Consider the following 14,189-nt stretch of genomic DNA (forward strand, 5'->3'; position numbering starts at 1 on the left):
AATGCCATTCAGAGAAGATTTCTTATGGGGAGGAGCAACTGCTGCTAACCAATTAGAAGGTGCTTATAATGAAGATGGAAGAGGTCTAGCAAATGTAGACCTCTGTCCAATAGGTGATTTGAGACTATCTGTTATTTCAGGTAGAAAAAAGATGTTAGAATTTGAGGATGATGAATTTTATCCTGCTAAAGGGGCCATCGATCATTACCATAGATATAAGGAAGATATTGCTTTATTTGCTGAAATGGGATTTAAAGTATATAGATTTTCAATAGCTTGGACTAGAATATATCCAAATGGTGATGACAAGGAACCTAATGAAGAAGGTCTTAAATTTTATGAAAATATAATTGATGAGTGTTTGAAATATGGTATAGAACCTCTTATTACAATAACCCACTTTGATTTTCCAATGCATTTAGCTAAAGAATATGGTGGTTGGAGAAATAGAAAAGTAATTGATTTTTATGAAAATTTAGTAAGGACTTTATTTACAAGATATAAAGGGAAAGTAAAGTACTGGTTAACTTTTAATGAAATTAATGTTATTTTAGCAGCCCCATTTATGGGAGCAGGATTATATTTTGAAGATGGTGAGGATATTGAAAAGGTTCAATATCAAGCTATTCATCATGAATTAGTAGCTTCAGCTAAAGCCACAAAGATATTAAGAGAAATTGATCCTGATGCGAAAGTGGGATGTATGCTTGCTGCAGGTTCTTATTATCCTTTAACTTCAAATCCAGAAGATGTATTTGAAGCATTAAAGGCTAATAGAATGTCTTATTTCTTTGTTGATGTACAATCAAGAGGATACTATCCTTCATATAAGTTAGCAGAACTTAAAAGAAAAAATATACTTCCAGACATAACTGAAGATGACAAAAAATTATTAAAAGAAAATACAGTTGATTTCATATCATTTTCATATTACTCATCAAGATGTATCTCAAAAGATAGTAGAGCAGAACAAACAGCTTCGAATTTATTGAAAACTGTTAAAAACCCATACTTAAAAGATACTGAATGGGGCTGGGCTATAGATCCACTAGGTTTTAGAATTACACTTAATGAAATCTATGATAGATATCAAAAACCGTTATTTGTAGTAGAAAACGGTTTGGGAGCTGTAGATACTCCAGATGAAAATGGATATGTAGAGGATGATTATAGAATAGATTACCTAAGAGAACATATCCAAAACATGAAGGATGCAGTTGAGATAGATGGTGTAGATCTACTAGGTTATACAACATGGGGGCCTATTGACTTAGTTTCAGCTAGCACAGGAGAAATGAAGAAGAGATATGGCTTCATCTATGTTGATAGAGATAATTATGGAAATGGAACTCTAAAGAGAACTAAGAAAAAATCATTTGATTGGTATAAAAAAGTAATTGAAAGTAATGGAGAAGATTTAAGTTAATTAGAAGAAGGAGAAATTATGTCAAAGAAATTAAAAATCGTAACAATTGGTGGAGGTTCATCATATACACCAGAATTAATTGAAGGATACATTAAAAGAAAAGATCAACTAAATATTGGAAAAATCGTATTAGTTGATATACCAGATGGGGAAGAAAAGCTAAACATAGTTGGCGAAATGGCTAGAAGAATGGTTAAAGCCGCTGGCCTAGATTGGGAAGTAGAATTAACATTGGACAGATTTAATGCTCTAAAGGATGCTGATTTTGTTACAACACAATTTAGAGTTGGTCTATTAAACGCTAGAGTTAAAGATGAAAGAATACCTTTATCACACGGTGTACTAGGACAAGAAACTAATGGCGCTGGTGGTATGTTCAAGGCATTTAGAACTATACCAGTAATCGGTCAAATCATTGATGATATGAGAGTACAATGTCCAGATGCATGGTTAATCGACTTTACAAACCCAGCAGGTATTGTAACTGAAGCTGCTATCAAACACTTTGGTTGGGAAAAAACCATTGGTCTATGTAATGTTCCTATAAACTTAGAAACAAACGAAGCTAAAGCTTTAGGTGTACCAAAAGAAGACCTACACTTTAGATTTGCTGGTATAAACCACTTCCACTGGCATAGAGTATGGGATAAGGCAGGAAATGAAATTACTGAAGAAGTTATCGAAGCAGTTTATGGTAACAAACAAGGAAGCAAAGAAGTTGAAAATATACACCAAGCTGTATATCATATAGAACAACTTAGAGACTTAAAATTACTACCATGTTCATACCATAGATACTACTATATAGAAGATGAAATGTTAGAACACTGTATAGAAGACTTCAAGAATGGAAAAACTAGAGCACAAGTTGTAAAACAAACAGAAAAAGAACTATTTGAACTATACAAAGATCCAGCTCTAGATTACAAACCAGAACAATTAACACAAAGAGGTGGTACTCACTATTCAGATGCAGCATGTGAAATCATCGCATCAATCGTAAATGACAAGGGTACATTGATGACTGTGTCTACAAGAAATAATGGTGCTATTGAAGACCTACCATACGATTGTATAGTAGAAATCTCAGCTAAGATAGATGCTAGAGGAGCAAACGTAGAAAACTGGGGTAAATTAATGCCTGCAGCAAGAGGTACTCTACAAATTATGAAAGCTATGGAAGAAACAGTTATCAGAGCAGCTATTGATGGTGACTACAATGCAGCCTTACATGCATTCACAATCAACCCACTAGTTCCTGGTGGAAAACTAGCTAAGAGAATTTTAGATGAAATGCTATATGCTCACAAGAAATACTTACCACAATTCGCTGACAAGATTGCAGAAATCGAAAAAGATGAGGAAATCACATCTTATGTTGATGAATTGATGAAGAGCAACTAAGATTAATTATATTTTTAAGAGGTGTAAATATATTTACACCTCTTAAAATATATGGAAAGGAAAATGAATGAAGACTCAGAAGAGAGTAATTTTAACATTATTAACATTAATATTACTTGGATTTGGGGTAGCATTACAGACTAAAGCGGCTGTAGGTGTATCTTTGGTGAACAGTACATTATTATCTATTTCTATGATTACAGGTATGAAATTTGGAACTGTATCAATTATTGTAAATAGTTTATTTATTTTACTGCAAATCATAATCTTAAGAAAAAATGTTAATATATCCTTAATATTTCAAGCTATGATAATGGTGACTTTTGGTTTTATTACTAATTTTTTCTTATATAATATTTTTACTTTTGAATTAACAAGTTACTCAATACGTTTAGTTCTATTCACTTTATCATATTTGATTATACCTTTTACGTTAGTTTGCCTTAAAGAGTTAGATATAGCTAGCATGCCAATAGAAGGATTTTGCAAATTAATGGAAGATAAAAAGATTATGAGTTTTAGTAATACTAGACTATCTGTAGATATTGTTGCTCTTATTGCAACTATACTTATTGTTATCATATTTAATATACCTAGTCCGATAAGAGAAGGTACTATAATTAGCCTATTTTTATTAAACTATATGATAAGATTCTATATTAAAATTTTAGAACCAAAATTTAATAAATTGGAACTCGCAAATTGATATAACTTAAAAAGGTGGAATAATGAAAAAAATATATCTAACAAGACATGGAGAAACTTTATTTAACTTAACGAAAAAAAGACAGGGAGCCTGTGATTCTCCTCTGACAGAAACAGGTATTGACCAAGCAAAAAAAGCTAAGGAATATTTTAATGAGCATGGGATAGTTTTTGATAAGGCCTATTGCTCAACATCAGAAAGAGCTGAAGATACTTTGAATTTAATTACCGATTTACCTTATGAAAGAATGAAAAACCTAAAAGAATGGAATTTTGGGGTATACGAAGGGGAACCAGAAGATTTAGGTACTCCAGGACCAGATTACCTTCCAGACAGACTTAATTTTGGTGACTGGTGGGTCCAACATGGTGGTGAAGATGTAAAAGAACTTAGAGAGCGTATGAAAAACGCCCTTGCTAAAATAGGTGGGGACGAAGGTAAAAATGCTATTGTAGTATCACATGCTGGCGCTATTTGGTCTTTAGTGACTGGAATGTTTCCTAGTAGAGACTTGCTAGAAGAAAATGGTTTAGGCAATGGAATAAAAAATCTAGCCACTTTAGAATTTGAAGTTTTAGAAAATGGTGAATTGAAATTTATCCATTTATTCCAACCTTTATTGGAAGAATAGTAATAGGAGGAAAGATGAAAAAAATCGCTGTATTTGTAGCTCCTGGATTTGAAGAGGGAGAAACAGTAACCGTAGCTGATATTTTAAGAAGAGGTGAAATGCATTGTGACTTAGTTGGATTAGAAAATGTCGTAACTGGTGCACATAACATTTCAATTCAATGTGATAGGGTAATTGATGATGAAATTGCCCAAGAATATGACATGATTGTTTTACCAGGTGGAAGACCAGGAGCTGATAATCTAAGAGATAATGATCTTGTTATTAAAGCTATAAAAGATATGAAGAAAGAAGATAAATGGATTGCAGCTATCTGTGCAGCTCCAATTGCCTTAGAGAGAGCAGGTGTATTAGAAGATAAAAACTTTACAGTATATCCTGGTTATGATGAAATAATCAAAAGTGGAAATTATAAAGAGGATATAGTTGTAGTTGATGGGAAGTTAGTTACAAGTAGAGGTCCTGCAACAGTTTTCGAGTTTTCATATACCTTATTGGATCTTTTAGGTGTTGATACAAGCATATTAAGAGAAAGAATGTTGTACAACTTTGTTCTTGAACAATAACTAAGAATAAGTGAATATATAAAAGATTATATTAGTTAACGTGTAATAAAATAAGATATTTAAATTAACTATTAAAATGAGCTGAAGCAAAATCAACTTATATATTTGATTTTGAGTTCAGCTCATTTTTATTAGATATAATTTTTTCTATTCAGGTTTATTCATTTGCCTAATACCTTCTTCAAGTATTTCTATCTGTATTATAGTTTCCTCATCTTTAACTAATTTCTCTTTACCATTAACCAAGGTATCACAAGGCTTGATAGAAAAGGCTATAGTATCCCTTTTCAGAAACAACTTTTTCTTCATGGTATTTGCCTTCATCATCGATATAGGTAAGGACACCGTAGTCCTCTGGATTATCTATTCCAAAGTCTTCATTTGTAGGCATATAAAACTTCTTCAAGTCGGATTCTTGTTTATCTTTTGTTTCTTTTATAAACATTCCTTTTTTACCATATACAATAAAACTTGGACGAGGCTTTATCCTAAAGTAACTAGATTTTATGGACACCTTCATATTTCCATAGTATAAGTCCAGATCAAAATAATCATTCATCCTATCTTTACCTAGTAGTTGGCGGACATCATAGTGCACTTTATCTGGCATGCCAAAGTAGGAAATCACTTGGTCAACAGTATGGCAGGCATGACCATATAGGTAGCTAGTATCAAGAGAAAACTTGTCTACACTTTCGGGCACCTCTGGTCTGAAATAATCAAAGTGCATTTCAATTTCTAAAATATCACCGAGTACCTTACTTTCAATTACCTTTTGTACAGTTAAAAAGTCAGAATCAAATCTTCTATTTTGATAGGCTTGGACAAAAAGACCCTTTTCATTAGCTAAGTTAAATAATTCCTTAGCTTCTGTAGCCGTTTCTGTGAATGGCTTTTCTACCAAAACATTCTTACCGGCATTCAAGCATTTTTTAGCAAATTCATAATGAATGCTTGCTGGTAAGGAAAGGACTACTAGCTGTATTTCCAGATCATTCAAAATGTCATCAATATCTGAAGTGTAGTTAATTCCTTCAATTCTTTCCCAACTTGATCTTGATCTTTCATAAATTGACTTGACTCTTATACCTTCAATTTGCCTTGAGAATGGCAGGTGGTATCTGTTGGCACTTTTACCATTACCGATGTATGCGATAGTAAGCATTCTTCCTCCTTAAATATATTTATCTCTTACTAATATTATATACAAATATGGGCTGATATTGATAATATTCTTCCTAAAATGTGATACCATATATTAGTAATCAAAAAATTAAGGAAGAGACATGGAAGTAAATTTAACCAAAGGAAATATATTAAAATCATTAATACTATTTTCTATACCAATTATAATCGGGAATATTTTTCAACAGATGTATAATGTGGTCGACACCTTGATAGTTGGCCAGTTTTTAGGAAATGTGGCCCTTACTGCCGTAGGTTCATCCTATGCGCTCATGGTCTTATTAAGCTCTATCATCATTGGCTTTACCATGGGGGCGAGTGTTGTGTTTTCTCATTACTTCGGGGCAAATGATACAAACAAGCTGAAGGTCGCTATATTTAACGCTTTTATATTTATATTGGCCATAGCTGTGGTCTTAAATATTTTGTCCTATATATTTCTAGATAAGTTTTTAGAATGGATCAATATACCTGTCGAAGCCATTGAAATGACTAAAGAATATTTAACTATAATTTTTATCGGTATCATATTTATATTTGTTTATAATTTTATAGCTTCAGTTTTGAGGGCTCTGGGCAATACAAAAATCGCCTTGTATTTTCTTATATGCTCAACTATTATTAATATTTCCCTAGACTATATTTTTATAAGATATTTAAATATGGGAGTTGCAGGGGCAGCTTGGGCAACGGTAATCGCTCAGATATTTTCGGCCCTAGGTATAAGCACATATTTTCTAATCAAAAGAAAGGACCTACTACCAGCAAGAGACCAACTTAAATTTAACAAATATATATTGATGAATATTATCGACAATTCAAGCCTTACAGCCATCCAGCAATCAATTATGAACTTTGGGATTTTGATGATTCAAGGCTTGGTAAATAGCTATGGACTTATAGTGGCGGCTGCCTTTGCTGCTGCTGTAAAAATAGACGCCTTTGCCTATATGCCTGCCCAAGACTTTGGTAATGCCTTTGCTAGTTTCATAGCCCAAAACCATGGGGCAAACAACAAAGAAAGAATTCACAAGGGCCTTAAGACTGCCATGTTGGTTTCCATCATATTTTGTCTAACCTCATCTGTATTTGTATATACATTTGCAGAAAAACTAATGATGATTTTCGTCAAGGCAGAGGAAGTTGAAGTTATAAAAGTTGGAGTTCATTATCTAAGGACTGTAAGCGTGTTTTATGTGGGAATAGGAATATTATTCTTATGGTATGGATACTATAGGGGACTGGGAAAGTCAAGACAATCGATAGTCTTAACTGTAATCTCTCTTGGTTTAAGAGTTCTACTAGCAAATATCTTATCAAAATATTATGGTACCTTTGGAATATGGATCAGCATTATCATCGGCTGGTTTATTGCAGACCTTTATGGATACTATATTTATAAAAATACAAAGTCACTATAATCTTTTATACTGATTTTTTGTTTAATAAAAATCTTTACGGGTAGAATGATAATGTAAGAAAGAAAGACGGTATTACAAAAGGAGAGAATATTATGGCATATGATTATTCAGATAGAGGAAAACAACCAGTTATAGAAAACATTGAAGGTATGACCTTAGAAAATGAAAACTTCAGAACAACAATTTGGACAGGAGATAATCTACAAGTTACAGTGATGACCATTCAACCAGGTGACGATATTGGTTTAGAAATTCACGAAGGTATCGACCAATTCTTAAGAATAGAAGAAGGTACAGGCCTTTGCAAGATGGGACCAAAAGAAGACGAATTAACATTCGAAAGAGAAGTTAAAGATGATGATGCCATATTCGTACCACAAAACACATGGCACAATGTAGAAAATACAGGCGACAAACCATTGAAACTATACACAATCTACGCAGGTCCAGACCACGTACCAGGCACAGTGCACAAAACACACGAAGATGCTAAAAACGATCCAAATGAACATTAGAATTTAGGAAAGTAGAAAAGAAGAAGGCTAGCTGGCGCTAGCCTTTTTTTTGACATTGGCTAGTTTTGGGCTTGCAGACGGATTTGGTGCTGAATATTCTTAATAAAAGTATGGATTTATGTAAAAGAAAGGTAGGTCTTGAATTTACATGAGAAATCTCAATAAAACTAATGTAAAATTGAACATCAATTTTTATTTACATGATGAGTTAAAAACTAATGATTAGTGGCGCAAAATTCTAGAACCGACCATGAAATGCGCCAAAATTTCAAAAATAAATTTCTAAAAGTGGCGCAAATCAGTTCGAAATTTCAAATATGCGCCAAAAATCCAAAATTTAAACTCCGAAAGTAGCGCAAAATTTTAGAACAAGCTATAAAATGCGCCAAAATTCCAAAATTAAAACTTCGAAAGTGGCGAAAAAATTTAGAACTAGCCATGAAATGCGCCAAAAATTCAAAGTTAAAATTCTAAAAGTGGCGCAAAACAGTTGAAACATCTATAAAATGAGCCAAAAGTCTAAAATCCAAAATTCAAAAGTGGCTCAAAACAAGCTGAAACTTCAAAAATGCGCCAAAAATCCAAAATTTAAACTCCGAAAGTGGCGCAAAATTTAGAACAAGCTATAAAATGCGCCAAAAATCCAAAATCAAACTCCGAAAGTGGAGCAAAATTCCAGAACAAGCCATAAAATGCGCCAAATCTTAAAAATCTAAACTTTGAAAGTAGCTCAAAATAAACAAAAACTTAAAATTGCGCCAAACCATTCTAACTACTAAATCTACATTATTCAAACTCCCCCAAAGATCACTACTCAAACATCTACAAAATCTCAATCACCAACCCCAATCCCAGAAACCATTTATTTTCTCCACCCACTTTGATATAATAATAACCAAAGCGAAGATACACAAAGGAGGACTTATGATACAAGTAAAGAATTTAACAAAAGACTACGGTAAAAAGCTTGCTGTAGACAATATTAGTTTTGAAGTTAGAAATGGGGAGATACTAGGTTTCCTAGGGCCAAATGGTGCAGGTAAAACTACCACTATAAGTATGATAGTTGGTCTACTTGAAGCAACCAGTGGGACTATCACTATGGACGGTGGCATTGATGTTATAAAAAATCCATATGAAGCAAAGAAGAGGATAGCATTCCTACCTGACAATCCAGAAGTTTATGAAAATATGACAGGTAGAAAGTTTGTTCAATTTGTTGCCAACATATATGAAGTAAGTAAGGAAGATATGGAAGAGCGCATGAATAAATACGCCGATATGTTTGGTCTACAAGATGACCTTGACAGTCATATTTCTTCATATTCTCATGGTATGAAACAAAAGATTTCTCTAATTTCAGCCCTTATAAGTGATCCAGATGTTTTGATTTTGGACGAACCAATGGTTGGTCTTGATCCAAAGTCATCATTCAACTTGAAAAATATTATGAGAGAAATGTGTGATAGAGGAAAGTCTGTATTCTTCTCATCCCATATCATGGAAGTTGTAGAAAAAATTTGTGACAGGATTATTATTATCAATAAGGGAAAAATAATAGCCGAAGGAACTATAGAAGAACTTAAGAACCACGCAGACTACCATGGTGACTTAGAACAACTATTCTTGGAGTTAACAAATGAATGATTTAACTACTTTACTTAAAAAACAATTAGGATTTTACCTAGATATAAGGGGATTTTTCAATGACAAGAAAAGTCGTAAAAAATTCTTTGCTCTAGTATTTTCTGTCTTGCTAATGTTGTTTTACATAGTATTGATACAAAAGTCTTTATTTAAATATTATGACTTATATTTAGAATTAGGCAAGGCAAAAAACTTGCTAATAACTGGTATATCAGCCTATCTATCTGCAGTTTTGATCTTTACAACAACAAGCAATATAGCAAAAATATATTACTCAAATGAAACTAAAATATTGCTCAGACTACCGATAAGGCACAGCTCGATTTTCATAAGCAAAATCTTATCAGCTAGTTTTTCTGCTTTAGCATTTTCAATCTTGCTAGTATTTCCAATGATTTACAAGATAGGAGTATTCTACAATAAAAGTGTACTATTTTATTTAGTAGCCTTGATTTCAACCTATCTTGTAACTGTGATTTTGATCAGTATAGAAATGCTAATCATAGTTTGGATAATGTACTATGTAAATAGGAGCAGAGTCCTAAAACAAGCACTTAAATATATTTCTACAATAATATTCTTTTTATTTGTTGTAGGCTTACAACTCTTTATTCAACTTACGATAAGTGGGTCGTCAGCAGAAAATATAATGGAAAATATAGACAATACCCAGGGTATCTTTACCAAGGCCTATCCACAGTTAAATCTTTTTGCTAATGCCTTACTAGGCGAAAGTTTTGGTATAAGAGCCCTAAACTTTTTCCTATTACTTGCAGCTACACTTGTACTTTTATATATAGTAGTAAAATTAGGATACAAGAGAATGGCATCAGGTGTTCTAAATGAAAATGTGGTAAGTAAAAAGCATAAAAAGACAAAGTTTACAGAATACAAAACTCAAGCTTCATACATGGCTATTTGCAAAAAAGACCTTAAGAATATATTTTCAAATGCTACTTATTTTATTAATAAATTTTCAATGGGCATTATTTTCCCACTATTCTTCGGAGGAGGAATATTAGTTGGTGGAAAAGAAGATGGACTAGATATCCAAACTTCACTCGAGCTTGTAAGAGGGTTTTTAGAAGAACATTATACTTTAGCCTTGGCTATAGCATTGCTTGGATTTATTCCGATAGCCTTATTCTTTGGATCATCTTCAGAATTAACAAGTTCAACTTTCTCAAGGGAAGGTAAAAATATGTGGATGATGAAGGTATATCCAATCAAAACTAAAGACCAAGTATTGGGGAGGATACTAGCTTCAACTATATTTTTAGTGTTAGCAAATATACCTGTCATCCTCATCATTTCATATGTAGCAAAATTTGATTTACTAATAATGCTATCCCTATTCTTAGCATCATTTGTAATAGCCGCATTTTTAAGCTCCTTGAACTTAATCTTTGGCATATTATTTGCCTATACCGAATGGGACAATCCAGCCCAAGCTATCAAGGGTTCAAGATCATTGATCCCATTATTGATAAATGTTGGAATGATGGTTGGATTAGTTTACACCTTATTTAAAATACTTGGATCAGGGATAGAAGATCTAAGCGATAATCTTATCTACCTACCTCTTATCATCTATGCAGGAATGGCAATATTGACAGGCGTTCTATATGTAATTGATAAGAAGTTATTAGAAAAACATCTTGTAAAGATTGATTAATAAAAAATTAAAATAAGTGTTTGAAGATACTATCCTGGGGTATATTCTTCTCTGTGTGATAAAAAGAAGTATTTATTAAAAAGAAGAGGAGATTATATGACAAAGAAAATCGGTATTATCCAAGGTAGTTTAAGAAAAAATTCTTTCAACAAAAAGATTGCAGAAACAATTGCAGAACTTTTGCCAGAAGGCTATGAAGCTAAATTTATAGAAATAGGGGACTTACCACTATACAATGAAGAATACGATGATGGTACTTTAGAAACACCAGCATCATATACAAGATTTAGAAATGACTTAGAAGAGTCAGATGCTTTTATCTTTGTTACACCTGAGTACAATAGGGCAATGCCAGCAACTATCAAAAATGCTATAGACGTTGGATCAAGACCATACACAGATGTAAAATGGACAGGTAAAAAAGTTGCTGTTGCAAGTTCATCACTAGCTATGACAGCAGGTCTTAGAGCTAACTATGAAGTAAAAACTTCGCTATCATTTTTAGGTGCAAATGTATTGGCTCAACCAGAAGTTATATTGTCAGTAATCCATGACAGCTTTGATGAAAATGTCCAAATGGTAGACGAAACAAAAGCATTTTTAAAAGACTTTGTTGAAAAGTTTGTTGGATTTGTAGAATAAGGGAATAGATTAAATAATATACATTTTAAAAGAAGAGGTTGTTGCAAAAAAAGATTTTGCAGCAACTTTTTTTATTTTTTCCTATTTTTTATATATAATATTAAGTAATATTAAAAAAAGGAGATGATTATGAGAATTAGAGATGGACTTACTTATGATGATGTTTTATTAGTTCCTAAACATTCGGAGATTACTCCCGATAAGGTAGATATCAAGACTAGACTTACAAAGAACTTATCTTTGGATATTCCAATTTTAAGTGCTGGTATGGATACCGTTACTGAATCTGACATGGCTTATGAAATGGCCAAGCAAGGTGGTATAGGTATAATACATAAAAATATGGGAATAGAAGACCAAGCTAATCAAGTTAAATTAGTTAAAGAAAAAGATGCCAACTTACTAGTTGGTGCCGCAATTGGTGTAAGTAATGACATGGAAGATAGAATTAAAGCATTGGTTGCTGCTAAAGTTGATGTTTTAGTTTTAGATAGTGCTCATGGTCATTCTAAAAATATTATTGATGCTTTAAAACATATCAAAGAAGAATATAAAGATGTTGAAGTCATTGCAGGAAATATAGCCACAAAAGAAGCTGCTTTAGCTTTAATTGAGGCTGGTGCCGATGCTATTAAGGTCGGTATAGGACCTGGTTCTATTTGTACAACTAGGATTGTTGCAGGTGTTGGAGTTCCACAATTAACTGCAGTTGCTGATGTGGTTAGCATAGCTAGACAATATTATGTTCCAGTTATTGCTGATGGTGGTATTAAATATTCTGGAGATATTGTAAAGGCCTTAGCTGCTGGTGCTGACACTGTTATGCTTGGTAGCATATTTGCTGGTACCAAAGAATCTCCTGGTGAAGTTATAGAAGACAATGGAGTTAAATATAAAGAATATAGGGGAATGGGATCTATTCCTGCTATGCAATCAGGAAGTAAGGATAGGTATTTCCAAAATGATACCAAGAAATTTGTTCCTGAAGGTGTAGAGGCCAGAGTTGAATACAAAGGAGAAGTTTCTGAGATAATTTACCAACTTTTAGGTGGTTTAAGAAGTGGTATGGGTTATCTTGGCGCTAAAGATTTAAAGAGCCTATTTGATAGGGCAGAATTTGTTAAAATTACCAATGCTGGTTTCTTAGAATCCCATCCTCATAGTATTCAAATGACTAATAAGGCACCTAATTATTCTAAATAGGAGATATGATGACTGATATAAGAAGAGATGATAATATGGCCAGAATAGAAAACTTTGACCAGGCTGATTTATTTATTAATGATCAAATAAAAAGAATCAAAGAACAAGTTGGAGATAAGAAAGTATTACTTGCCTTGTCTGGAGGAGTTGATTCTTCAGTCGTTGCAGCTTTATTAATAAAAGCAATTGGCAAGCAATTAATATGCGTTCATGTAAACCATGGCTTGCTTAGAAAAGGTGAAAGTGAAGAGGTAGTTGAAGTATTTAAAAATCAACTAGATGCAAATTTAGTTTATGTAGATGCTAGTGAGAGATTTTTAGATAAATTAAAGGGTGTAGTTGATCCTGAAGAAAAAAGAAAAATTATTGGCAATGAGTTTATTGAAGTCTTTGTTGAAGAAGCAAGAAAATTAGAAGGTGTAGACTTTCTAGCTCAAGGAACCATATGGCCAGATATATTAGAAAGTGAAAAAGGTATCAAGGCCCACCACAATACCGGTGGTTTACCTGAAGACTTACAATTTGAACTAGTAGAACCAGTAAGAACCCTTTTTAAGGATGAGGTAAGAGTTGTAGGTAGGAGATTAAACCTACCTGATAGTATGGTAGATAGACAGCCTTTTCCAGGACCAGGTTTAGGAGTAAGATGCTTGGGAGAAATCACTAAAGATAGATTAGAAGCCGTAAGAGAATCCGATGCAATACTAAGAGAAGAATTTGCAAAAAGCGGATTAAATAAAAAAGTATGGCAATATTTTACAGTAGTACCTGATTTTAAATCTACTGGTGTTAAAGATGGAAAAAGAAGCTTTGAATGGCCAGTAATCATCAGAGCAGTTAATTCAGTAGATGCAATGACAGCTGAAGTAGAAGATATAGATTTTAATCTAATGAGAAAAATTGTAAAAAGAATTACAAGTGAAGTAAAAGGTGTAAATAGAGTCTTGTATGACTATACACCAAAACCTAGCGGCACGATTGAATGGGAGTAAAAAATATTGTAGGCAATATTTTTTACGTCACGACACGACAAGCACGAACGAAGTGAAGTGCGAGTCGATGTCTGGCCCTTCCTCATCGAATGACTAAAAATGCGACCGAAGAGGGAGCGTTTTTAGAATGAGATGTGAATGGGATTAAAAACTCTGAAAATAAGTTTTAAAATCAC

At 33.0% G+C, this 14,189-nt stretch carries 13 protein-coding genes; 12 read left to right on the forward strand and 1 reads right to left on the reverse strand.

Features of this window, described 5'->3' with window-relative positions; translation table 11 throughout:
• Position 1: 1 nt before the first annotated feature.
• The 5 genes from C4Q29_RS06065 (at position 2) to C4Q29_RS06085 (ending at position 4,733) form a co-directional block, all read left to right on the forward strand.
• On the forward strand, positions 2-1,426 hold the full coding sequence (locus C4Q29_RS06065; protein ID WP_103981923.1) for a 6-phospho-beta-glucosidase: 1,425 nt from the start codon (positions 2-4) through the stop codon (positions 1,424-1,426).
• Between the two features lie 18 nt (positions 1,427-1,444).
• On the forward strand, positions 1,445-2,830 hold the full coding sequence (locus C4Q29_RS06070; RefSeq protein ID WP_103981924.1) for a 6-phospho-beta-glucosidase: 1,386 nt from the start codon (positions 1,445-1,447) through the stop codon (positions 2,828-2,830).
• A gap of 67 nt (positions 2,831-2,897) precedes the next feature.
• Positions 2,898-3,536, forward strand: a complete 639-nt coding sequence (locus tag C4Q29_RS06075; RefSeq protein ID WP_103981925.1) for a DUF6198 family protein — start codon at positions 2,898-2,900, stop codon at positions 3,534-3,536.
• Between the two features lie 22 nt (positions 3,537-3,558).
• Positions 3,559-4,167 (forward strand): histidine phosphatase family protein, encoded by a 609-nt coding sequence (locus C4Q29_RS06080; protein WP_103981926.1) that lies wholly within the window; start codon positions 3,559-3,561, stop codon positions 4,165-4,167.
• Positions 4,168-4,181: 14 nt separating this feature from the next.
• Positions 4,182-4,733, forward strand: a complete 552-nt coding sequence (locus tag C4Q29_RS06085; protein WP_103981927.1) for a DJ-1 family glyoxalase III — start codon at positions 4,182-4,184, stop codon at positions 4,731-4,733.
• A gap of 250 nt (positions 4,734-4,983) precedes the next feature.
• Here C4Q29_RS06085 and C4Q29_RS06090 read toward each other — a convergent pair whose 3' ends face one another.
• Positions 4,984-5,898, reverse strand: a complete 915-nt coding sequence (locus C4Q29_RS06090) for a Gfo/Idh/MocA family oxidoreductase (protein ID WP_234994068.1) — start codon at positions 5,896-5,898, stop codon at positions 4,984-4,986.
• A gap of 121 nt (positions 5,899-6,019) precedes the next feature.
• Here C4Q29_RS06090 and C4Q29_RS06095 point away from each other — a divergent pair, with 121 nt between their 5' ends.
• The 7 genes from C4Q29_RS06095 (at position 6,020) to guaA (ending at position 14,013) form a co-directional block, all read left to right on the forward strand.
• Complete coding sequence (locus C4Q29_RS06095; RefSeq protein ID WP_103981928.1) at positions 6,020-7,339, forward strand: MATE family efflux transporter; 1,320 nt, start codon at positions 6,020-6,022, stop codon at positions 7,337-7,339.
• A 92-nt stretch (positions 7,340-7,431) separates the two neighbouring features.
• A complete protein-coding gene (locus tag C4Q29_RS06100) occupies positions 7,432-7,854 on the forward strand; it encodes a cupin domain-containing protein (RefSeq protein WP_103981929.1) in 423 nt (140 codons plus the stop codon).
• Positions 7,855-8,778: 924 nt separating this feature from the next.
• A complete protein-coding gene (locus tag C4Q29_RS06105) occupies positions 8,779-9,501 on the forward strand; it encodes an ABC transporter ATP-binding protein (RefSeq protein ID WP_103981930.1) in 723 nt (240 codons plus the stop codon).
• Positions 9,494-11,176 carry a putative ABC transporter permease subunit gene (locus C4Q29_RS06110; RefSeq protein WP_103981931.1) on the forward strand — a complete coding sequence of 561 codons (1,683 nt, stop codon included), beginning with the start codon at positions 9,494-9,496 and terminating at the stop codon, positions 11,174-11,176. Before C4Q29_RS06105 ends, C4Q29_RS06110 begins: the two co-directional genes overlap by 8 nt.
• 96 nt (positions 11,177-11,272) lie before the next feature.
• Entirely contained in the window at positions 11,273-11,818 is a 546-nt protein-coding gene (locus tag C4Q29_RS06115) for an NADPH-dependent FMN reductase (protein WP_103981932.1), read from the forward strand.
• 126 nt (positions 11,819-11,944) lie between these two features.
• The gene (gene guaB, locus C4Q29_RS06120; RefSeq protein ID WP_306457096.1) at positions 11,945-13,021 is read left to right on the forward strand and encodes an IMP dehydrogenase; all 1,077 of its coding nucleotides are present in this window, start codon (positions 11,945-11,947) and stop codon (positions 13,019-13,021) included.
• A gap of 8 nt (positions 13,022-13,029) precedes the next feature.
• The gene (guaA, locus tag C4Q29_RS06125; RefSeq protein ID WP_103981934.1) at positions 13,030-14,013 is read left to right on the forward strand and encodes a glutamine-hydrolyzing GMP synthase; all 984 of its coding nucleotides are present in this window, start codon (positions 13,030-13,032) and stop codon (positions 14,011-14,013) included.
• The last annotated feature ends 176 nt before the right edge of the window (positions 14,014-14,189 follow it).

Source organism: Helcococcus massiliensis (assembly GCF_900258485.1).
GTDB lineage: Bacteria > Bacillota > Clostridia > Tissierellales > Peptoniphilaceae > Helcococcus > Helcococcus massiliensis.

Bases quoted from the DNA above. Each gene is read 5' to 3' on its own strand.
- C4Q29_RS06085 (WP_103981927.1), top strand. From the start codon at position 4,182: ATGAAAAAAATCGCTGTATTTGTAGCTCCTGGATTTGAAGAGGGAGAA.
- C4Q29_RS06080 (WP_103981926.1), top strand. From the start codon at position 3,559: ATGAAAAAAATATATCTAACAAGACATGGAGAAACTTTATTTAACTTA.
- C4Q29_RS06110 (WP_103981931.1), top strand. From the start codon at position 9,494: ATGAATGATTTAACTACTTTACTTAAAAAACAATTAGGATTTTACCTA.
- C4Q29_RS06065 (WP_103981923.1), top strand. From the start codon at position 2: ATGCCATTCAGAGAAGATTTCTTATGGGGAGGAGCAACTGCTGCTAAC.
- C4Q29_RS06090 (WP_234994068.1), bottom strand. From the start codon at position 5,898: ATGCTTACTATCGCATACATCGGTAATGGTAAAAGTGCCAACAGATAC.
- C4Q29_RS06115 (WP_103981932.1), top strand. From the start codon at position 11,273: ATGACAAAGAAAATCGGTATTATCCAAGGTAGTTTAAGAAAAAATTCT.
- C4Q29_RS06095 (WP_103981928.1), top strand. From the start codon at position 6,020: ATGGAAGTAAATTTAACCAAAGGAAATATATTAAAATCATTAATACTA.
- C4Q29_RS06075 (WP_103981925.1), top strand. From the start codon at position 2,898: ATGAAGACTCAGAAGAGAGTAATTTTAACATTATTAACATTAATATTA.
- C4Q29_RS06105 (WP_103981930.1), top strand. From the start codon at position 8,779: ATGATACAAGTAAAGAATTTAACAAAAGACTACGGTAAAAAGCTTGCT.
- guaA (WP_103981934.1), top strand. From the start codon at position 13,030: ATGACTGATATAAGAAGAGATGATAATATGGCCAGAATAGAAAACTTT.
- C4Q29_RS06070 (WP_103981924.1), top strand. From the start codon at position 1,445: ATGTCAAAGAAATTAAAAATCGTAACAATTGGTGGAGGTTCATCATAT.
- C4Q29_RS06100 (WP_103981929.1), top strand. From the start codon at position 7,432: ATGGCATATGATTATTCAGATAGAGGAAAACAACCAGTTATAGAAAAC.